This window comes from Streptomyces sp. M41(2017) (assembly GCF_002078175.1).
Taxonomy (GTDB): domain Bacteria; phylum Actinomycetota; class Actinomycetes; order Streptomycetales; family Streptomycetaceae; genus Streptomyces.
Window position 1 is genome coordinate 1,315,921 of the sequence record NZ_MWFK01000001.1, and the last position, 19,177, is coordinate 1,335,097.

General features: G+C 72.1%; 19 protein-coding genes. 5 read left to right on the forward strand and 14 right to left on the reverse strand.

The window, feature by feature from the left end:
• Positions 1-110: 110 nt before the first annotated feature.
• Positions 111-677: a CGNR zinc finger domain-containing protein gene (locus tag B0675_RS05745; protein ID WP_081217662.1), complete on the reverse strand. Its 567-nt coding sequence runs from the start codon at positions 675-677 to the stop codon at positions 111-113.
• Positions 678-768: 91 nt separating this feature from the next.
• Here B0675_RS05745 and B0675_RS05750 point away from each other — a divergent pair, with 91 nt between their 5' ends.
• Positions 769-1,128, forward strand: coding sequence for a VOC family protein (locus tag B0675_RS05750; protein WP_081217663.1), 360 nt, complete (start codon positions 769-771; stop codon positions 1,126-1,128).
• A gap of 62 nt (positions 1,129-1,190) precedes the next feature.
• Positions 1,191-1,598: a VOC family protein gene (locus tag B0675_RS05755; protein ID WP_081217664.1), complete on the forward strand. Its 408-nt coding sequence runs from the start codon at positions 1,191-1,193 to the stop codon at positions 1,596-1,598.
• Positions 1,599-1,647: 49 nt separating this feature from the next.
• Here B0675_RS05755 and B0675_RS05760 read toward each other — a convergent pair whose 3' ends face one another.
• The 4 genes from B0675_RS05760 to B0675_RS05775 all read right to left on the reverse strand — a co-directional run bounded on the left by B0675_RS05760 (position 1,648) and on the right by B0675_RS05775 (position 5,881).
• Entirely contained in the window at positions 1,648-2,814 is a 1,167-nt protein-coding gene (locus B0675_RS05760) for a dipeptidase (protein WP_081217665.1), read from the reverse strand.
• A gap of 186 nt (positions 2,815-3,000) precedes the next feature.
• Positions 3,001-4,215, reverse strand: a complete 1,215-nt coding sequence (locus B0675_RS05765; RefSeq protein ID WP_081217666.1) for a dipeptidase — start codon at positions 4,213-4,215, stop codon at positions 3,001-3,003.
• 5 nt (positions 4,216-4,220) lie between these two features.
• A complete protein-coding gene (gene purE / locus B0675_RS05770) occupies positions 4,221-4,745 on the reverse strand; it encodes a 5-(carboxyamino)imidazole ribonucleotide mutase (protein WP_081217667.1) in 525 nt (174 codons plus the stop codon).
• Positions 4,742-5,881, reverse strand: coding sequence for a 5-(carboxyamino)imidazole ribonucleotide synthase (locus B0675_RS05775; protein ID WP_241539899.1), 1,140 nt, complete (start codon positions 5,879-5,881; stop codon positions 4,742-4,744). The genes purE and B0675_RS05775 overlap by 4 nt, the downstream gene beginning before the upstream one ends.
• 217 nt (positions 5,882-6,098) lie before the next feature.
• Here B0675_RS05775 and B0675_RS05780 point away from each other — a divergent pair, with 217 nt between their 5' ends.
• Entirely contained in the window at positions 6,099-6,638 is a 540-nt protein-coding gene (locus B0675_RS05780; protein WP_081217669.1) for a GtrA family protein, read from the forward strand.
• A gap of 60 nt (positions 6,639-6,698) precedes the next feature.
• On the opposite strand, the gene B0675_RS05785 is transcribed toward B0675_RS05780, so the two are convergent.
• Entirely contained in the window at positions 6,699-7,985 is a 1,287-nt protein-coding gene (locus B0675_RS05785; protein ID WP_081217670.1) for an ATP-binding protein, read from the reverse strand.
• Between the two features lie 209 nt (positions 7,986-8,194).
• Positions 8,195-8,872, reverse strand: coding sequence for a response regulator transcription factor (locus B0675_RS05790; protein WP_018566970.1), 678 nt, complete (start codon positions 8,870-8,872; stop codon positions 8,195-8,197).
• 524 nt (positions 8,873-9,396) lie between these two features.
• On the opposite strand from B0675_RS05790, the gene B0675_RS05795 reads away from it, so the two are divergent.
• Positions 9,397-10,893, forward strand: coding sequence for an oligopeptide:H+ symporter (locus tag B0675_RS05795; RefSeq protein ID WP_081217671.1), 1,497 nt, complete (start codon positions 9,397-9,399; stop codon positions 10,891-10,893).
• A 119-nt stretch (positions 10,894-11,012) separates the two neighbouring features.
• Here the strand turns inward: B0675_RS05795 and B0675_RS05800 are convergent, their stop codons facing one another.
• From B0675_RS05800 to B0675_RS05825, 6 genes are all read right to left on the reverse strand, one after another.
• Positions 11,013-12,296: a hypothetical protein gene (locus tag B0675_RS05800; RefSeq protein ID WP_179165381.1), complete on the reverse strand. Its 1,284-nt coding sequence runs from the start codon at positions 12,294-12,296 to the stop codon at positions 11,013-11,015.
• A 62-nt stretch (positions 12,297-12,358) separates the two neighbouring features.
• Positions 12,359-13,468 carry a hypothetical protein gene (locus tag B0675_RS05805; RefSeq protein WP_081221610.1) on the reverse strand — a complete coding sequence of 370 codons (1,110 nt, stop codon included), beginning with the start codon at positions 13,466-13,468 and terminating at the stop codon, positions 12,359-12,361.
• A 17-nt stretch (positions 13,469-13,485) separates the two neighbouring features.
• On the reverse strand, positions 13,486-14,463 hold the full coding sequence (locus B0675_RS05810) for a hypothetical protein (RefSeq protein WP_081217673.1): 978 nt from the start codon (positions 14,461-14,463) through the stop codon (positions 13,486-13,488).
• Between the two features lie 30 nt (positions 14,464-14,493).
• Positions 14,494-15,225 (reverse strand): LPXTG cell wall anchor domain-containing protein, encoded by a 732-nt coding sequence (locus tag B0675_RS05815; protein WP_241539707.1) that lies wholly within the window; start codon positions 15,223-15,225, stop codon positions 14,494-14,496.
• Between the two features lie 196 nt (positions 15,226-15,421).
• Entirely contained in the window at positions 15,422-15,985 is a 564-nt protein-coding gene (locus tag B0675_RS05820) for an ATP-binding protein (RefSeq protein WP_081217675.1), read from the reverse strand.
• A gap of 276 nt (positions 15,986-16,261) precedes the next feature.
• Positions 16,262-16,630, reverse strand: a complete 369-nt coding sequence (locus B0675_RS05825; RefSeq protein ID WP_081221611.1) for an STAS domain-containing protein — start codon at positions 16,628-16,630, stop codon at positions 16,262-16,264.
• 237 nt (positions 16,631-16,867) lie between these two features.
• Here B0675_RS05825 and B0675_RS05830 point away from each other — a divergent pair, with 237 nt between their 5' ends.
• Positions 16,868-17,788, forward strand: coding sequence for an RNA polymerase sigma factor SigF (locus B0675_RS05830; protein WP_179165254.1), 921 nt, complete (start codon positions 16,868-16,870; stop codon positions 17,786-17,788).
• A gap of 123 nt (positions 17,789-17,911) precedes the next feature.
• Here B0675_RS05830 and hutI read toward each other — a convergent pair whose 3' ends face one another.
• Complete coding sequence (hutI, locus tag B0675_RS05835) at positions 17,912-19,087, reverse strand: imidazolonepropionase (protein WP_081217676.1); 1,176 nt, start codon at positions 19,085-19,087, stop codon at positions 17,912-17,914.
• Positions 19,088-19,177 lie beyond the last annotated feature (90 nt).

Below are 19,177 nucleotides of genomic sequence, written 5' to 3' on the forward strand. Positions count from 1 at the left end.
CCGGTCCGGCCGAGGCTCAGTCGGCCGGACCGGCGTCCGTTGCATTCTGCACCACTTCGCCGTGCGGTGGACGGCGGTCGCCCGACTCCCCTCGGCCCCCTGCCCGGGGGCTACTTGGCGCGGTAGCGGCGCATCTTGGCGCGCGCCCCGCACACCGACATCGAGCACCAGCGGCCGCGTCCCGCCGGTGAGCGGTCGTAGTAGGCCCAGTGGCAGTCCGGGGCCTCGCAGGCCTTGAGTCGCGGCCAGGTGCCCTCGACGAGCGACTCGGCGACCGCGACGGCGATCCGGGAGGCCAGGGGCACCCGGGCGGCCGACGAGCCCGAAGGACCCGAGGTGTTCGGGGAGTTCGGGTCGGTGGAGGTGTCGGCGTTCCCGGCGGGGGTCAGGCGGGCGCTGCCGTCGTGCTCGTCGACGGTCAGCCGCAGCGGGGCCCGGGCGAGGAGTTCGCCGAGCGGGGCGACCGCGGCGTGGGCCGGGTGTCCCGCGTGGGCCAGGCACACCGCCCGCAGCGACTCGCGCAGTTCACGTGCGCCGGCCACCTCGTCCGGGGTGAGGCCGAGGCGGGCGGGACCGTCGGCGGTGTCCAGGGAGTCGGCGCCCGATGCGAGGTCCAGGGTGTTCACCAGGGTCTGGACCAGGGCGAGGCCGCCGGGTGCGGGCGCTCGGTCGTTCATGCTTGCGACGTTACCTCCTGTGCGGGAGTATGGGGTAACCGTTACCTCTTGAGTCGACGTACCAGTAACCCGCACGCACACGGAGGAAGTCATGGCTCTCGCCACGCTCGACGTCGTCGTCCTGGACTGTCCCGACCCGCGCGCGCTGGCCGGGTTCTACGCCGAGGTGCTCGGCGGCACCGTCCGGAACGAGGGCGACTGGGTCGACCTCGACCTGCCCGGCGGCCGCAGGCTGGCGTTCCAGGCCGCGCCCGCGTACACGGCGCCCCGGTGGCCCGGCCCCGACGGGGCGCAGCAGTTCCACCTGGATCTGGCCGTCGAGGACCTGGACGCCGCGGAGAAGGGCGTGCTGGCGCTCGGCGCCCGCCCGCTGGACACCGAGGACCGGTCCCGCTCGTTCCGTGTGTACGCGGACCCCGCCGGGCACCCGTTCTGCCTCTGCGCCTGCTGAGCGCGGCTGTCCCGCCGCCCCGGCCCCCGCGCCCGCGGGGTTCACCTCTGGAGGAGCACGTCATGGAACAGCCCGTCGCCCGTCTGCGGAACGTCGTCCTCGACTGTCCGGATCCCCGTGCGCTCGCCGCCTTCTACGCGGCCGTGGCGGGCGGTATGCCGGAGGCGGAGGACGACGACTGGGTCGTCCTGCGCATCCCGGGCGGGCCCCGGCTGGCCTTCCAGCGGGCGCCGGGGCACGTCCCGCCGCGCTGGCCGAGCGCCGCCGGGGACTCGCAGCAGTTCCATCTGGACTTCGAGGCCGGTTCGACCTGGGAGGCCGTCGACGCGGCGCAGGAGCGGGTGCTCGCACTGGGCGCCCGTCCGCTCGACCTGGACGACGAGGACGGGAAGAAGGACTTCCGGGTGTTCGCCGATCCGGCCGGGCACCCGTTCTGCCTGTGCATGATCGACGCCCCCGGGGCAGCCTGACCCGGCACTCCGCCGGCGGTTCCCCGCCCGGGGCGCGGCCGCCGGGACCTCAGCCGTCCAGGTCGGCGATCCTCGCGCAGGACGGCGGGCGGCGCTGCTGGGCGGCCCGGGCCGTGAACTCCGCACTGCGCAGCACGCGCTGGACGTTGCCCCAGGTGAGCAGCGCGAGGTCGGACGTGGACCAGCCGCGGGAGATCAGTTCCGCGACGAGGTGGGGGTAGCAGGAGGCGTCGGCGAGGTCCTGGGGGTGGGCCGCGCCCGAGTCGTACGTGCCGGAGAGGCCGACGCACTCCGCGCCCGCGAGCGCGCGGACGTGGTCGAGGTGGTCGGCGACGTCCCGTACGGAGGGGCCGGTCTGCTCGGCGGTCAGCGGGACGAGGCACAGGCCCTTGGCGGCGCCCAGTTCGGTGAGGACCTCGTCGGGGAGGTTCGCCGGGTGGGGGCGCAGGGCGCGGGCGGCGGAGCGGGTGAACAGGACCGGGGCCTTGGTCACGGCGAGGACGCGGCGGACGGTGGCGTCCGAGGCGCCGGAGAGGTCGGCGAGGACGCCGAGCCGGTTCATCTCGCGCAGCACCTCCTCGCCGAAGCGGGTGAGGCCGGCCTCGCTCGCCCAGGAGACACCCGTGAGCGTGAGGATGCGCAGGCCGAGGGTGTGCAGGGCGCGCAGGATGCCCAGGGAGTCTCCGAGCGCGGCGGCTCCGGCGGGGCCGAGGACGACGGCGATGCGGCCGCAGTTGCGGGCGTCGGCGATCTCGGCGGCGCCGCGCGCCATGCGCAGCCCCTCGGGGTGTGCGAGGACCACCGTCTTGACCAGGTCGAGCTGCTCCATGGTGGCGCCGACGGCGCGGTCCCCGGCGAGGCCCTCGGGCAGGTGCAGGGACCAGAACAGGGCGCCCACGTGCCCTTCGCGCAGCCGGGGCAGGTCGGTGTCGACGGCGCTCTCGCCCAGCTCCAGATCGAAATAGGGCAGGTGGCGCAGCGCCCAGGGCAGGCCGGTGTAGCCGTCGGCGACGGGGTTGCCGACCAGGAACGCGCGGGCGCGCGCGAGCGGGTCCGCGCCGGGTTCGTTCCCGGGGGCTCCGCGGCCGGTGCCGGTGCCGGTGTCGGCGAGGCTGCGGGCCGCGGGGGCCGGCGGTTCGGACGCGGGCCAGGCAGCGGGCGGGTCGAGCTCTCCCACCTCGACGGCGGTGGCCAGTTCGTCCTGCAGGTCTGCCATGACAGGCTCCGGGGGGTGGACGGCGGTGATCGCAGTACCGCCACCGTGGCACGGAGCCCGGAGGGCCACCCGGTGGGTGGGGCGTTCGGGGGTACGTGTACGCCCCACGGGAGAGGCGGTGGCGGCCCTGGCATGCCGAAGGCGCCCGGCCGGTCGGCACGGGCGCCTTCGGAGGAGCGGGGGACGTCAGCCGTCCAGTTGCTCCAGGGTCGCGTTCGACGGGGCGCGGGTGGCCTGGAGGTCGCGGGCCACGTCCTCCGCCGCGCCCAGCACGCGTACGGAGTTCTGCCAGGTCAGCTTGGCGATGTCGGTGGCCGACCAGCCGCGGTCGAGCAGCTCGGCGATCAGGTTCGGGTAGCCGGAGACGTCGTCCAGGCCGTCCGGGGTGAACGCCGTGCCGTCGTAGTCGCCGCCGATGCCGAGGTGGTCGATGCCGGCGACCTCGCGCATGTGGTCGAGGTGGTCGGCGACCGTGGACACCGTGGCGACGGGGCGCGGGTTCGCCTCCTCGAAGACGCGGTGGACCTTCATGCCCTCGGCGGTGGTGTCGAGGTGGTGCAGGCCGTGCGCGCGCATGTTCTCGTCGGCGGCGGCCGTCCAGTCGACGGCGGCCTGGAGGACGAACTTGGGCACGAACGTCACCATCGCCACGCCGCCGTTGGCGGCGAGCCGCTCCAGCACGTCGTCGGGGATGTTGCGCGGGTGGTCGCACACGGCGCGGGCCGAGGAGTGCGAGAAGATCACCGGCGCGACGGAGGTGTCGAGCGCGTCGCGCATGGTGGTCGCGGCCACGTGCGAGAGGTCCACGAGCATGCCCTCGCGGTTCATCTCGCGGACGACCTCACGGCCGAAGGCGGACAGGCCGCCGACGGCGGGCACGTCCGTCGCGGAGTCGGCCCACGCGATGTTGTCGTTGTGGGTGAGCGTCATGTAGCGGACGCCGAGGGCGGCCAGCCGGCGCAGGACGGCGAGGGAGTTGTCGATCGAGTGACCGCCCTCCGCGCCCATGAGGGAGGCGATACGGCCCTCGGCGCGCGCCGCCTCCATGTCCGCGGCGGTCAGCGCGGCCCGCAGGTCGGCCGGGTGACGGTCGATCAACTGGCGTACGCAGTCGATCTGTTCGAGGGTCGCGGTGACCGCGCCGGGCAGGTCGGACCGGACGTACACCGACCAGTACTGCGCGCCGACGCCGCCGGCGCGCAGCCGGGCCAGGTCCGTGTGCAGGTGGGCGCTCTGGTCGGTGGCGATGTCCCGCGCGCCGAGGTCGTAGCGGACCTGTTCGCGCAACGCCCAGGGGAGGTCGTTGTGCCCGTCGACGACGGGGAACTCGGCGAGCAGGGCGCGGGCCCGGTCGAGAGAGGGGACGGAGGAGCCGGCGGGCAGCGGGGTCTCGGAGGACATGCGCGTCACTTCCCGAAGCCGAAGCCGCCGGAGCCGCTCTCGACCTTGGACCGCAGCCGCTTGCCCTTCTCGGTGGCCTGGTCGTTCAGCTCCTGCTGGAACTCCCGCATCCGGCCGAGGAGTTCCTCGTCATGGGCGGCGAGGATCCGGGCGGCCAGCAGACCGGCGTTGCGGGCGCCGCCGACGGAGACGGTCGCGACGGGCACGCCGGCCGGCATCTGCACGATGGAGAGCAGCGAGTCCATGCCGTCGAGGTACTTGAGCGGGACGGGCACCCCGATGACGGGCAGCGGGGTGACGGACGCCAGCATGCCCGGCAGGTGGGCCGCGCCGCCGGCGCCGGCGATGATCGCCTTGAGTCCGCGCTCGGCGGCCTGCTCGCCGTACGCGATCATCTCGCGCGGCATGCGGTGCGCGGAGACGACGTCCACCTCGTAGGGGATCTCGAACTCGTCGAGGGCCTGGGCCGCGGCCTCCATGACGGGCCAGTCGGAGTCCGAACCCATGACGATGCCTACTACTGGGCTCATTCGGTGATCGTGCCTCTCAGGTAGCCGGCTGCGTGCCGGGCGCGATCGAGGACGTCGTCCAGGTCGTCGCCATAGGTGTTGACGTGGCCGACCTTGCGGCCGGGCTTCACGTCCTTGCCGTACATGTGGATCTTGAGCTGTGGGTCGCGGGCCATGCAGTGCAGGTACGCGGAGTACATGTCCGGGAAGTCGCCACCGAGGACGTTGGCCATGACGGTCCACTTCGCGCGGGGGCGCGGGTCGCCGAGCGGGAGGTCGAGGACGGCGCGGACGTGGTTGGCGAACTGGGAGGTGATCGCGCCGTCCTGGGTCCAGTGGCCCGAGTTGTGCGGGCGCATCGCCAGTTCGTTGACGAGGATGCGTCCGTCGTGGGTCTCGAACAGCTCGACGGCCAGGTGGCCGACGACGCCGAGCTCCTTGGCGATGCGCAGGGCCAGCTCCTCCGCCTGGAGGGCCAGCTCCTCGGCGATGCCGGGTGCCGGGGCGATGACCGTGTCGCAGACGCCGTCGACCTGCTGGGACTCGACGACGGGATAGGCGACGGCCTGACCGTGCGGGGAGCGGACGACGTTGGCCGCCAGCTCCCGAACGAAGTCGACCTTCTCCTCGGCGAGGACGGGAACGCCCGCGCGGAAGGGTTCGGCGGCGTCCTCCAGGGAGCGGACGAACCAGACCCCCTTGCCGTCGTAGCCGCCGCGGACGGTCTTCAGGATGACCGGGAATCCGTCACCGCCCGCGCCTTCGGGCAGGCCCTCCGCGGCGAACGCGGCGACGTCCGCCACGTCCGTCACGATGCGGTGCCGCGGGCAGGGCACGCCGATCGCGTCGAGCTTCGCGCGCATCACGCCCTTGTCCTGGGCGTGCACGAGCGCGTCGGGTCCGGGGCGCACGGGGATGCCGTCCGCCTCCAGGGCCCGCAGGTGCTCGGTGGGGACCTGCTCGTGATCGAAGGTGATCACGTCACAGCCCCGCGCGAAGTCGCGCAGCGTGTCGAGGTCGCGATAGTCGCCGATGACGACGTCGCCGACGACCTGCGCCGCGGAATCCTGTGGAGTGTCACTGAGGAGCTTGAATTTGATGCCGAGCGGGATGCCCGCCTCGTGTGTCATACGAGCGAGCTGGCCGCCGCCGACCATGCCGACTACCGGGAACGTCACGCTCCAAGAGTATCGGCCACGCCGCGCGGGCTGGTTTCGGCACCGGTACGCCCGATTTTCCGCGCTGGTGACCGGGTCTTTTCTTACCTGTGAAGTCATGCACGGGCACCGCGCGGGGGCGCTGGTTAGCATGGCTGGGTTGACGTATTCCATCGCTTGATCGACGACGTACCCACCGACGGGGGCTGGCGACACCATGGACAGTGCTTCCTCGGGGCCTCAGGCGGGGCCCCGCAGCGCGGTTCGCCGCCGCTTCGACCTGCTGTTGCGTGAGGTCGCCAAGTTCGGCGCGGTGGGCGGGGCGGGGCTGCTCGTCAACCTGCTCGTGTTCAACCTGGTGCGCCACACGACGGACCTCCAGGTCGTGCGGGCCAGTGTCATCGCGACGGTCGTCTCCATCGTCTTCAACTACGTGGGCTTCCGCTACTTCACGTACCGGGACCGCGACAAGGGCGGCCGCACCAAGGAGCTGACGCTGTTCCTGCTGTTCAGCGCGGTGGGACTGGTCATCGAGAACGGCGTGCTCTACGCCGCGACGTACGGCTTCGGCTGGGACAGCCCGCTCCAGAGCAACATCTTCAAGTTCCTCGGCATCGGGGTCGCGACGCTCTTCCGCTTCTGGTCCTACCGCACCTGGGTGTTCCGGGCGCTTCCGGCCCGTGAAGCGGTGGCCAGTGCCGAATCGTTCCTGGACGAGGAGCCGGAGCCCCGGCGGGCCCAGGCACGCGCCAACTGACCCCGGAGGGGCCGTCCGGGAGAGACCGTCCGCTCCCCCGGCTCCCTCTGCTCCCCGCCCCTACCTGACCGTCCGCTCCTCGTCGTCGTCCTCGCCGATCAGCGGGCCTCGCTTCAGGGGGGTCCGGGACAGGAACAGGCCGAAGACCGGGGGCTGGGCCTGGAGCATCTCCAGACGGCCGCCGTCGGCCTCCGCGAGGTCGCGGGCGACGGCAAGGCCGATGCCGGTGGAGTTGCGGCCGCTGATGGTGCGCTCGAAGATGCGGGCGCCGAGGTCGGTGGGCACGCCGGGTCCCTCGTCGGTGACCTCGATGACGGCCTGGTTGCCGATGACCCGCGTCCGCAGGGCGACCGTGCCGCCGCCGTGCATGAGGCTGTTCTCGATCAGCGCCGCGAGCACCTGGGCGACCGCGCCCGGGGTGCCCACCGCCTGGAGATGGCGCTTGCCGGAGCTGACGATCGCGCGCCCCGCGCTGCGGTAGGCCGGGCGCCACTCCTCCAGCTGCTGCTTGATGACCTCGTCGAGGTCGAAGGTGACCGCGGAGCCGGTCCGCGGGTCGCGGGCGTTGGTGAGCAGCCGCTCGACCACGTCCGTGAGGCGTTCCACCTGCGTCAGCGCGATCGTCGCCTCCTCCTTCACCGTGTCCGGATCGTCGGTGAGGGTGATCTCCTCCAGGCGCATCGACAGCGCCGTCAGGGGCGTGCGCAGCTGGTGGGAGGCGTCGGCGGCGAGCCGGCGCTCGGCGGTGAGCATGCGGGCGATGCGCTCCGCACTGCCGTCCAGGACGTCGGCCACGCGGTCCAGCTCGGGGACGCCGTAGCGCTTGTGGCGCGGGCGCGGGTCGCCGGAGCCCAGCCGTTCCGCCGTTTCGGCGAGGTCGGTGAGCGGGGAGGCGAGACGGTTCGCCTGGCGTACGGCGAGCAGGACGGCGGCGACGATCGCCAGCAGGGCGACGGCGCCGATGATCAGCAGCGTGCGGCCGACCTCCCGGGTCACCGAGGAGCGGGGCTCCTGGACGGTGACCGTCTCGCCCTCCTCACCCTTGGCGGTGTAGTGGATGACGTCGCCGGTGGGTTCGGTGCCGACCTCGATGGGATCCCGTCCCGGGATCCTGATCTCGGCGTAGCGCTGGTCGGTGACCTGGTTGCGGAACGTGTCACTGGAGATGTTCTCGTCGCCGAGGATGCGGCTGTCCACGATGCTGGCCAGTCGCAGCGCCTCGGAGTCCACGCGTTCCTGGGCGCTGTTGCTGATCGTGCGGGTCTCGACGATGACGAGGGAGACACCGAACACGGCGATCACGACGAGGACGACGGCGAGGGTGGACTGGATGAGACGGCGACGCACGGGGCCCTCCGGGCAGGTGGCGGTACGTGGACCAGTGTGCACGGGCGCCGGGCCGTCACCGCGGGGCACCGGGCCGGGGTACGGGGTCGGGTGCGGGGCTTCCGGTGCCCGCCGGTTCCGGCACGGCCGCGCGGCGGGCGAGCCGTCTGCGGTGCGGTACGTGGAACGCCTCGGGGGCCGGACGGCCGTCCGGCCCCCGAGGCGGGGCCTCAGCTCTTCTCGAAGCGGAAGCCGACTCCTCGTACCGTCGCGATGTAGCGGGGGTTCGCCGCGTCGTCACCGAGCTTCTTGCGCAGCCAGGAGATGTGCATGTCGAGGGTCTTGGTGGAGGACCACCAGGTGGTGTCCCAGACCTCGCGCATCAGCTGGTCGCGGGTGACGACCCGGCCGGCGTCACGCACCAGCACCCGCAGCAGGTCGAACTCCTTGGCGGTGAGCTGGAGTTCCTCGTCGCCCATCCAGGCGCGGTGCGACTCGACGTCGATCCGCACGCCGTGGGTGGCGGGCGGCTGCTGGGGCTCGGCCGCGCCGCGCCGCAGCAGCGCCCGGACCCGGGCGAGCAGTTCGGCGAGCCGGAAGGGCTTGGTGACGTAGTCGTCGGCGCCGGCGTCGAGGCCGACGACGGTGTCCACCTCGTCGGCGCGTGCGGTGAGGATGAGGATGGGCACGGTGTGCCCCTCCGCGCGGAGCCGGCGGGCCACTTCCAGGCCGTCCATACCGGGCAGCCCGAGGTCGAGGACGACCAGGTCGACGCCGCCCTGCATTCCGGCGTCGAGCGCGGTGGGTCCGTCTTCGCGGACTTCGACCTCGTAACCCTCCCGGCGCAGGGCACGGGCCAGCGGCTCCGAGATGGACGCGTCGTCCTCGGCGAGCAGTACACGGGTCATGGGGTGATGGTAGTCCGCCGCGGACGAGGCTCGGGCAGTGATCGGCCTCCGTGATTCACACCCTCCGTCCGGGTGTTTCTTACCTGCGGGTGTGGGATGCCATCCTGAGGAACACCTTCGAATGGCTCCCGGCGGTTCCATGATCGCCTGTGATCCATCTCTCAAGTCCTTCCATATGGTGCATTGCCATGTCGTATGGTGACCAGACGCCTGTAGCACTACATGGGGACCTTTGGCGCGTGCTTGATGCTGAAGGTCTCTTTTGTGTGCGGGCTGGTGTTCGCCAGCCTCGAAAGGAATGACCTGTGGCCGGGCCCGAGGCGCGCTGACGCGCACCGGGCGTGGATCCCGGTGGTCGCCGTCCACCGCTTCGCCATCCGAAGCGGACTCCCCGTGGGCGTGGGGGCGGACGCCGTCACCGCCGGTGCCGGCCGCCCCCCACTGGGCGCGCGACTCCTCATGGCCTTCGACTCCGGTCCGGCCAGGGGGACCCCCACAGCGCGTCCCGACAGCAAGGAACGACCATGGCGTCCAGCCTGACGAAGGCCTCGGTGAACCCGGGTACCCCCGGGTCCGGGAAGACCTTCTTCGGCCACCCCCGCGGACTGGCCACTCTCTTCATGACCGAGATGTGGGAGCGATTCTCCTACTACGGCATGAAGGCACTGCTCCCGCTGTACCTGGTGGCACCGGGCGGCCTGCACATGAATGCGGCCACCGCGACCGCGATCTACTCGGTGTACCTGTCGCTGGTGTACCTGCTCGCCCTGCCGGGCGGCTGGTTCGCCGACCGCGTCCTCGGCCCTCGTAAGACGGTCGCCGTCGCGGGTCTGATCATCATGCTGGGCCACCTCACGCTGGCCCTGCCGACCTCCGGCACCTTCTTCGCGGGACTCGGCCTCGTCGCCATAGGTTCCGGTCTGCTGAAGGCCAACATCTCCACGATGGTCGGCCACCTCTACGACGGTCCGGACGACCCGCGTCGTGACGGTGGCTTCACGCTCTTCTACATCGGCATCAACCTGGGCGCCTTCATAGCGCCGCTGATCATCGGCACCGTCGGCGAGAACGTGAACTGGCACCTGGGCTTCGCCATCGCCGCGCTCGGCATGGCCGTGGGTCTGGCCCAGTACCTGCTCGGCAGCCGTCACCTCAGCCCCCGGTCGCAGGAGGTCCCCACGCCCCTGTCGCCGGAGGAGAAGGCCTCGACGCTGCGCAAGTCCGCGCTCTGGGCCGCCGTCGCCGTGGTCTTCTACGCGGTCGTCGGCTTCTCGGGCCACTACACGCTCAACTGGCTGCTGGTCCCGATCACGCTCGCCGGCCTGCTCATTCCGGTGATGGTCATCGGCCGCATCAAGCGGGACAAGTCGCTGGACCGCGCCGACCAGTCGAAGATGTCCGCGTACATCTGGTTCTTCATCGCCGCGGCCGTCTTCTGGATGATCTACGACCAGGGCGGGTCGACGATGTCGATCTTCGCCGATTCGTCCGCCGAGAACACCATCTTCGGCTGGGAGTTCCCGGTCTCCTGGTACCAGTCGGTCAACCCGGTCATGATCATGGCGCTCGCGCCGGTCTTCGCCTGGCTGTGGCTGGCCCTCAACCGGCGCGGCAAGGAGCCGAGCACGGCCACCAAGTTCGCCTCCGGTCTGGTCCTGGTCGGTGCCTCGTTCTTCCTCTTCCTGGCCCCGCTGACGATCGCCGAGGGCGGTCACAAGGCGGCCGCCATGTGGCTGGTGGCCATCTACTTCGTCCAGACCGTCGGTGAGCTGACGCTCTCCCCGGTCGGCCTCTCGGTCACCACCAAGATGGCTCCGGCGAAGTACGCCTCCCAGATGATGGGTGTCTGGTTCCTGGCCGTCACCGCGGGTGACGCCACGACCGGCCTGCTCTCCATCGCCGACGTCGACCTCAACAAGACGGGCATCGTGGCCCTGGAGGCCACGCTCGCCGTGATCGCCGGTGTCGCGGTGTGGATGTACCGCAAGAAGGTCAAGCAGCTGATGGGCGACGTCCGCTGACGCGGGCCGCACCAACGGCGGAGGGCCGCCGCACCAACGGGTGCGGCGGCCCTCCGCCGTTTCGGCACGCGGCGGTCGCCGTCACCGTGGCCGCCCGGCGAACTTGAAGGGTCGTCAGGTCACCTCGTCCTGCCGCGGGGCATGAACGTGAAGACCGCTCCGCCCAGGAGGATGACCGTGCCGGCGACCAGGCCCAGGGCCTCGAGGGCGCTGTGGCTGTCGGAGCCGGTCTCCGCGAGGCCGCCGGACGCCGAGCCCGTGGACCCCGAGCCGGACGAGGAGGAACCGCCGCCGGACGCTCCGCCCGCCTGCTCGGAGGTGTCCAGGGTGAGCGAGACCTCGGACGTGGCCGGGGTGCAGGTCGTCGTCGTACCGAGCGCCATCACCGTCAGGACACCCGGGGACAGCGTCGACTTGCCGGTCGCGCCCGGCTTGTACGTGCCCTTCAGGTCCGGGACCTCGATCGGGTCGCCCGACTTGATGGGCCCGGAGTTGGTCGGGCCCTCCACATGGACGGTGCCCTTGTCGGCGCCGCCGAGAGCGACCTCCATCGAGGGCTTCACGGAGTCGGCCGGGATGTCCGCCGGGCTGTCCATCACGGACGTGCCGAACTTGACGGTCAGGGCGTAACTCCCCCCGCTCTTCCTGGCGTTGATCTGCACGGGTGAGGTGGCGTTCTTGTCCCCGATGGGCGTCTTGCACGCGTAGGCGACGGAGACCTGCTTGCCGGTGAAGTCGGTCTGCCCACCGCCGCCGGTGGAGCCGCCGTCGTCGCCACCGGTCGTTCCCCCGGTCCCGCTGCCGGTCGGCGACGGGGTGGCCGAGTCGGTCGGCTCACCGGACGGGGTCGGCGTCGGGGTCGGGGTCGGCGTGGAGCCGCCCGAACCGCCGCCCGCGGCCGTCACCTTGATGGTCGCGGAGGAGCCCACCGCCTCCTTGGGCGTGCACTTGGTGTCGGTGGAGATCGGCTTGTTGACGTTGATGTTGTAGGCGTCCGGGGTCAGCGTGACGTCACCCGCCGCGGTCAGTTTGAACTTGCCCGTCATGTCGGACAGCTTCATGTCGCTGTTCTTGGGGATCGCGGGGTTCTGGCGCGGCCCCTCCATGGCGATGCTCGCGGTCTGCGCGCCGCCCGCCTTGAGGGTGCCGGAGGGCTTCACCGTGTCCTTGTCGAGGTCGAGGACGTCCGGGTTCTTCGACGCGGCCTGGGCGAACTTCCAGGTGATCGTGACCTCGTCACCCACCTTCGCCTCCGCGGGCGCGGTGATCTGCACCTTCGTGGTGCCCTGCACGGCGGGCAGCCCCGAGATCGCGGGCGGGATGCACTCCGTCTTGTACGACACCTCGGCGGCCTGCGCCGGTACGGCGGCCACGCCCAGCAGGATGCCCGCACCGCCGAGCATCAGCGCGACTCCGGCCGCGCCCGCTCTGCGTCCGGTGTCCGGTACCACTCTCCGTAGCGTCCTCACGTATGTCCCTCTCTCGTCTGTGTCGTCGGACCGTTCTCGTGCGGTGCGGAGAGCTGACCGTTCGTCGCGGTGCCCGGATCGCTGTCCGGGGTGAACCACGGCAGGGCGGCCGGGGCCGGCGAGGCGTCCGGGACGTCCGCCGGGGTGTGGGGGGCGGGCGCGGGGGCCGGCCGGGGCAGGCGCTGTGCGAGGTCGGTCAGACGCAGGACCCGGTGCCGGCCCGTGCGCCCGCTCGACCGGTGCGGGCGCACCCGGTCCACCAGGGCCATGCCGACACGGAACACCGCGGCCGGGACGACCACGCAGAGCAGGATCCAGAAGACGGTCACACCCCAGGGGCGGCCTACGCCCCACGGCTGCTCGGCGAGCACCTTCCCGCCGTACTTGAGGGAGACCGTGTAGTCGCCGTGCGCCCCTGCCGACAGCTCGAACGGGAGCTTGATCCGCGCTTTCCGGCCCGGCTCGACGGTGCCGCGCCACTCCTGCTCCTCCCACTGCGGGGCGAACACCCCGTGGGAGGTGCCCACCTGGAAGACCGGGTTCTTCACGGGGGCGGTGCCGACGTTGCCGACGGTGAAGACGAGGGTGCGCGCCGGGGGTGAGCCGAACCAGGTCAGCAGGCCGCTCGACCCGTCGAGGCGGGTGTCCGTGAGTACCGAGAGCCGGGCCCCGCTCGCCTCCTTGGGCAGCGGTTCGACCGAGTGCCCGGCCACCATGAAGACGGCGTCCGCCTGCGCCTTTGCCCCGGTGACGGTGGCGACGTGCACCACGCAGGGGCAGGGCTTCGGCGGTTCGGCGACCGGCAGCTTCTTGGTGAAGGCGCCCTTGGCGTCGGTGGTGACGGCCCGGCCGTCGGCGTTGGCACAGGAGTTGGTGCCGCCGATGACGCCGCGCGAGGGCACCGACTGTCCGCAGATGAGCATCATCAGCAGGGCCTCGGGCCGCCACCCGCTGCCGCTCACGGTGACCGAACCACCGGCTCCCGCCTGGGATCTGGACAGCTTCACGCCCGGCCCGTCGGCGGCGGACGCCGGACCCGCCGAGGCGATCACCGCCAACGGGCCGAGGAGAAGGACCAGGACCGCGCCCAGCGCCGCCGTCCGCATCGTGCCGCCCAGGACCCTCACGTCACCGCTCCCGTCAACTCGACCTCTGTGCCGGGCTGTTCGACCGCCGCTCCGGCCTCCGGGCTCCGGTGCCCGTGCCGCCGCGGACCCGGTCGCGCGGGTCGCCCCCGACGTCGTACGGCGATCAGGGCGACCAGTGCCGCCAGGACGGCGCCCGCTCCGGCTGGCGCCCACCACGGCACGAACCGGGCGGACGCGGTCGCCGTGCCGCGCGCCCCGCCCTCCGCGGTCACCGTCAGCCGCACGTCGACCGCGTCGAGGACCGGCGGGTCGGTCCACGGTTCGTGGAGCGTGACGCGGCGGCCGGGGAGGAGGCCGACGGGCAGGGTGCGCGGGGCGCGGTCCAGTACACGGCCGAGGACACCGTCCGCGTGCACGGCCAGGCGCGGGGTGAGGACCGTGGTGCCGCGGTTGACCAGTTGGTAGGAGATCTGGCCGCCGTGCACCCGGACGTGTTCGACGGTCAGGGCCGACAGGGCGGGTCCGGCCACCCTCAGCTGGACCCGGACCGCCGCGGTGCGGCCTCCCGCGCTCACGACGATCGCGCCGGGATGGTCGCCGGGCGCCGCGCCCGCCGGGACGGCGACGGTGAACGGCACGTCCGCGCGGGTGTGCGCGGGCACGCGGACGGACAGGGCGCGCACCGCCGTCCGCCGGCCGCCGGAGCGGTCGGCGAAGGCGATCCACGCGCCCGTGCCGGCGGCGCGGTCGCGCGCGGAGGTGCCGTCAGCGGTGTTGTCGGCGCCGCGCACCCGGACCGTGAGGGGCCTGCCGGCCGGATTGACCACGGACACGGCGTCCTGGAGGACCGTGCCGGGCGCGCCCTCCGCGTACACGGAGGGCCGTCCGTCGGCCGCGCCGCCCGCGGCCGGGACGACGGACCAGCCCGGAGCGGCCTGGGCCGCCGGGGCCGCGCCGAGCAGCACCAGGGTCGTCAGGCCCAGCACGCGGGCGGCGGGGAGTGCGGAGGGCATGCGGCGGCTCCAGGTCGTCGTGCGGGCAGGTCAGCGGCGTACCGCCTGATGCCTGCGGGTCAGCCACAGCGCGCCCGCCGCGCCCGCGAGCAGGACGGTGCCGCCGAGTGTGCCGAGGGCGATCGCGGAGTCCGCGGGGCCGGTCTGCGGAAGCTGCCCGCCGGAGTCCGAGCCGCCCTGGCTCCCCGAAGCCGAGGACCCCGAGGCGCCGGACGAGCCCGAGCCGGAGCCCGAACTCCCGCCCGCCGCCTTCACGTCGAGGGTCAGGGAGGGCTTCGGGTTGTTCGAGGGCGAGCAGGTGGTCGTGGTCCCGAGGGCCTTGATGGTGAGGACGCCCGCGGTGAAGGTGACCTTGCCGGACTTCTTCGGTGTGTACGTGCCGCTCAGGTCACTGATCTTGATGGGCGTGTTGGCGGGGATCGCGGCCGCGTTGGCCGGTCCGGTGACCGCCACGGTGCCGCTGTCGGCGCCGCCCACCTTGATGACGGCGCTGGGCGTCATGGCGCCCTTGCCGAGTTCGACCGGGCTGGAGGAGACGCCCTTCTGCCAGGACATCGTGAGCTTGTAGCCGCTGCCGCTCCTGACGCCCTTGATGTCGATGGGCGACACGGCGCTCTTGTCGCCGATCGGCGTCTTGCACTGGTAGTTGACGTCGACCACGGCGGCCTGGGCTGCCGGGGCGGCCATCAGCACCGCCGAGCCGGCCAGGGCCGCGGCGCACGCGAGCGCGGCGGTTCGTTTCTGGTACGTCCGGTACGACACGGGCCTGCCCCTCACTCCTGACGTCGTCCCCGACGGGACACGCGGCGAGATTTCCTGACGGAACATCAGATCGGCCGTCAAGGTACGCCCGGGGACTTGTGGAGGGAAGACAAAGTGCGCGCCGGATCCGTGGGGATCCGGCGCGCGGAGTGACGTACGGGGCGGGGGCGGAGGTGCGTGCGGAGGACGCCCCGCGTCAGGCGGGTGCGCCCAGCTCGGCCCACACGGTCTTGCCGGAGACTCCGGGGCTGCGGACGACCCCCCAGTCCAGGCAGAGCCGCTGCACGATGAACATGCCGTGGCCGCCGGGGCGGCCGGCGCGGTGCGGGGTGCGGGGTGCGGGCTGGCCCGCGCCGCGGTCCGACACCTCGATGCGCAGCACCTTGTTGTCGACGGAGATCCGGAGTTCGTCCGGGCCCTCGGCATGCAGGCAGGCGTTCGTGACCAGCTCGGAGACGACCAGCAGGACGTCCTCCGCGGCGGCACGCCGGTCGGCGCCCTCGGCGGGCAGCCAGCCCCAGGCGTACAGCGCCTGGCGGGCGAAGTCGCGGGCGAGCGGCACGACGCCGCTCTCGCCCTCCAAGCTCAGCCTGCGGGCCTGGCGGCCCGGAGGGGCCAGGACCGCACCGTCCGGAGTGGCTCCGTCGCCGGGCGGTCCGCCGTCCACGGGCGCCGTGTCGTCCACGGACGCCCCGGAAGCGCCGCCGTCGCCCGACTCAGGGCCGCGGTCGCCCGGCGGGCAAGGCCGGGTGGTGCTCATCAGCGCTTCACCTCACCGATTCACCGGTTCACAATTCAAGACTCGGTACGCAGTACTCAGTACGGATGGATCAACGGCTTTCGCCGCTCGTGGGTCGGACGACTTTCGCCGCACCGGAGGCCGGCCCGCTCGCTGCCGACGCATCCAGGATGTCTCCTGCCCGACGGAACCGTCCGAACACCCACTTATTCGGCACGGAAACTGTGACGCGGGTAACGCGCCGGTCACGCGGGGGCGACTGGGGCATAACGGCGACATGATCGACGGGCCGCCCGGTCAGTCGGCGAGAGCCGCTTCGAGCGTGTCGTGCACGGTGAAGACGGCCTCCGCCCCGGTGATCTCGAAGACCCGTGCGACCACCGGCTGCATCGCCGCCAGATGGACGCCGCCACCCGCGGCCTCGGCCTTCAGCCGGGCACCGAGCAGCACGTTCAGTCCGGTGGAGTCACAGAACTCCAGGCGCGAACAGTCGACGACGAGCCGTGCGTACCCCTTTTCGAGGCACCCTTCGAGTGGCTCACGCAACAAATCGGCCGTGTGGTGATCCAACTCACCCGCGGGGGTCACGACGGCACTAGTGCCCTCTTCCCGCACCTCGACAAGAAGCCGGCCAGACTGTGCGCTGCCGACCGTCCCGCGGTCCATGCCGTCTCTCTCCCGAGCGTCCGACTGCTGATGTATGCACTCGAACACTACGCCTTCTCTACGTCACCTGACACCCGAACAACCCCCCGCAAACGGACATTTCGCCACAGAAGGCACTTGCGACAAGTTCACAAAAGCGGGTAGGGCTAGAAGAGACACCTATCCGACCCGGCCGGCTTTGGAGGCGCCGCACACCGCAGTGCACGTATTGGCATCGGCGGCCATATGCCGAGAACGATGGAGGACACCATGTCACCCCGGCTCGACGCATCGCATACCCAGACGGCGACGTCGACACCCTCTCCGGTCGGCCCGGAGCACCTCGAAGGACCCGGCACCGACGGACTCACGGGGCTCGACGGCCTCCCGGAGATTCCCCCGTACGACGAGGTGGGGCCGGTGGACGCACGGGCCCTGTCCAAGACGCTCTTCGCGCGTCTCGAGTCCCTCGAAGAGGGCACGCACGACTACGCGTACGTCCGCAACACGCTCGTCGAGCTCACTCTCGCGCTCGTGAAGTTCGCCGCCTCCCGCTTCCGCTCGCGCAGCGAGCCCATGGAGGACATCATCCAGGTCGGCACGATCGGCCTGATCAAGGCGATCGACCGGTTCGAACTGAGCCGGGGCGTCGAGTTCCCCACCTTCGCCATGCCAACCATCATCGGCGAGATCAAGCGGTTCTTCCGGGACACCTCCTGGTCGGTGCGGGTTCCCCGCCGGCTTCAGGAGCTCCGGCTCGACCTGGCCAAGGCGGGCGACGAACTCGCGCAGAAGCTGGACCGCGCTCCGACAGTGGGAGAGCTGGCGGAACGCCTCGGCATCAGCAACGACGAGGTCGTCGAAGGCATGGCCGCGTCCAACGCGTACACGGCCAGCTCGCTGGACGCCCAGCCCGAGGAGGACGACTCCGAGGGCGCGCTCGCGGACCGCATCGGCTACGAGGACAACGGACTCGAAGGCATCGAGTTCGTGGAGTCCCTCAAGCCGCTGATCGCGGAACTCCCCCAGCGTGACCGGCAGATCCTCTCGCTGCGCTTCGTGGCGAACATGACCCAGTCCGAGATCGGCGACGAGCTCGGCATCTCGCAGATGCATGTCTCCCGGCTCCTGTCGCGCACCCTCGTGCGACTCCGGAAGGGACTGACCGTCGAGGAATGACAGGGCTTCGCGGCCCGTGTGGTCGCGCGCAAGGGAGCGGTCCGGCGCCATCGGCGCCGGACCGCTCCGTTTTCCGCTCCTGTGCCGTCGCGCGCGCCGCCCCGGCCGCGTCCGGCGGCCGCCTCAGACCGCGCGGGCGCCGCGCCGCCAGACGGCGCTGACCAGCGGGACGCCGGGACGGTAGGCGAGGTGGACGTGGCTCGGGGCGTCCAGCAGGGTCAGGTCGGCGTACGCGCCGGGCGTGAGGCGTCCGATGTCGTCACGGCGCAGGGCCCGCGCGCCGCCCGCCGTCGCCGACCACAGGGCCTCGTCCGGCGTCATCCCCATGTCGCGCACCGCGAGGGCGACGCAGAACGGCACGGACGAGGTGAACGACGAGCCCGGGTTGCAGTCCGTGGACAGGGCGACCGTGACGCCCGCGTCGATCAGTCTGCGGGCGTCCGGCCACTCGGCACGGGTCGAGAACTCGGCGCCCGGCAGCAGCGTCGCCACGGTGTTGCCGCTCGCGAGGGCGTCCACGTCCGCGTCCGTCAGATGGGTGCAGTGGTCGGCGCTCGCCGCGTCCAGCTCGACGGCGAGCCGGACGCCCGGACCGTGGGTGAGCTGGTTGGCGTGGACGCGCGGGTGCAGGCCCTTCGCCCGGCCCGCCGTGAGGATCGCGCGCGCCTGGTCGCCGTCGAAGGCGCCCTTCTCGCAGAAGACGTCCACCCAACGGGCGTGGGGGGCGCAGGCGTCGAGCATCTCGCCGGTCACCAGGGCGACATAGGCGGCCGGGTCGTCGGCGAGGTCCGGCGACACGATGTGCGCGCCGAGGTAGGTGACCTCGTCGGTGTGCGCGGCGGCGATGCGCAGGGCGCGGGCCTCGTCGGGAACGGTCAGGCCGTAGCCCGACTTGGTCTCCATGGTCGTGGTGCCCTGGCGGAGCGCCTCGTGGAGGTAGCGCGTGAGGTTCCGCTCCAGCTCCTCGTCGGAGGCGGCGCGGGTGGCGGCGACGGTGGTGCGGATGCCGCCGGCGCTGTAGGCGCGCCCGGACATCCGGGCGTTGAACTCCTGGGTACGGTCGCCGGCGAAGACCAGGTGCGAGTGGGAGTCGACGAAGCCGGGGATCAGCGCGCGGCCTTCGGCGTCGAACCGGTGGTCGGCGGCGGGTGCTTGGGCGGCTTCCCCGGTCCACACGACACGGTCGCCCTCGATGACGACGGCCGCGTCCTGGATCAGTCCGAGCGGGGATCCGTCGCCTCGGGAGGGATCGTTGGTGACCAGACTGGCGATGTTGGTGATGACGGTCGTGCTGCTCATGGCGTCCTCAGGGGTGGCGGGACTGCGGGTGGGGGACTGCGAACGAGGGGGCCGGGGGCGCCGGGGGCCCGGGGGGCCACCGGCCGCTGC

Excerpts from the sequence above, each read along its gene's own strand:
- B0675_RS05745 (WP_081217662.1), bottom strand. The coding sequence starts at position 677 with ATGAACGACCGAGCGCCCGCACCCGGCGGCCTCGCCCTGGTCCAGACC.
- B0675_RS05750 (WP_081217663.1), top strand. The coding sequence starts at position 769 with ATGGCTCTCGCCACGCTCGACGTCGTCGTCCTGGACTGTCCCGACCCG.
- B0675_RS05755 (WP_081217664.1), top strand. The coding sequence starts at position 1,191 with ATGGAACAGCCCGTCGCCCGTCTGCGGAACGTCGTCCTCGACTGTCCG.
- B0675_RS05760 (WP_081217665.1), bottom strand. The coding sequence starts at position 2,814 with ATGGCAGACCTGCAGGACGAACTGGCCACCGCCGTCGAGGTGGGAGAG.
- B0675_RS05765 (WP_081217666.1), bottom strand. The coding sequence starts at position 4,215 with ATGTCCTCCGAGACCCCGCTGCCCGCCGGCTCCTCCGTCCCCTCTCTC.
- purE (WP_081217667.1), bottom strand. The coding sequence starts at position 4,745 with ATGAGCCCAGTAGTAGGCATCGTCATGGGTTCGGACTCCGACTGGCCC.
- B0675_RS05775 (WP_241539899.1), bottom strand. The coding sequence starts at position 5,881 with ATGGTCGGCGGCGGCCAGCTCGCTCGTATGACACACGAGGCGGGCATC.
- B0675_RS05780 (WP_081217669.1), top strand. The coding sequence starts at position 6,099 with ATGGACAGTGCTTCCTCGGGGCCTCAGGCGGGGCCCCGCAGCGCGGTT.
- B0675_RS05790 (WP_018566970.1), bottom strand. The coding sequence starts at position 8,872 with ATGACCCGTGTACTGCTCGCCGAGGACGACGCGTCCATCTCGGAGCCG.
- B0675_RS05795 (WP_081217671.1), top strand. The coding sequence starts at position 9,397 with ATGGCGTCCAGCCTGACGAAGGCCTCGGTGAACCCGGGTACCCCCGGG.
- B0675_RS05800 (WP_179165381.1), bottom strand. The coding sequence starts at position 12,296 with ATGCTCGGCGGTGCGGGCATCCTGCTGGGCGTGGCCGCCGTACCGGCG.
- B0675_RS05805 (WP_081221610.1), bottom strand. The coding sequence starts at position 13,468 with ATGCGGACGGCGGCGCTGGGCGCGGTCCTGGTCCTTCTCCTCGGCCCG.
- B0675_RS05810 (WP_081217673.1), bottom strand. The coding sequence starts at position 14,463 with ATGCCCTCCGCACTCCCCGCCGCCCGCGTGCTGGGCCTGACGACCCTG.
- B0675_RS05820 (WP_081217675.1), bottom strand. The coding sequence starts at position 15,985 with ATGAGCACCACCCGGCCTTGCCCGCCGGGCGACCGCGGCCCTGAGTCG.
- B0675_RS05825 (WP_081221611.1), bottom strand. The coding sequence starts at position 16,630 with ATGGACCGCGGGACGGTCGGCAGCGCACAGTCTGGCCGGCTTCTTGTC.
- B0675_RS05830 (WP_179165254.1), top strand. The coding sequence starts at position 16,868 with ATGGAGGACACCATGTCACCCCGGCTCGACGCATCGCATACCCAGACG.
- hutI (WP_081217676.1), bottom strand. The coding sequence starts at position 19,087 with ATGAGCAGCACGACCGTCATCACCAACATCGCCAGTCTGGTCACCAAC.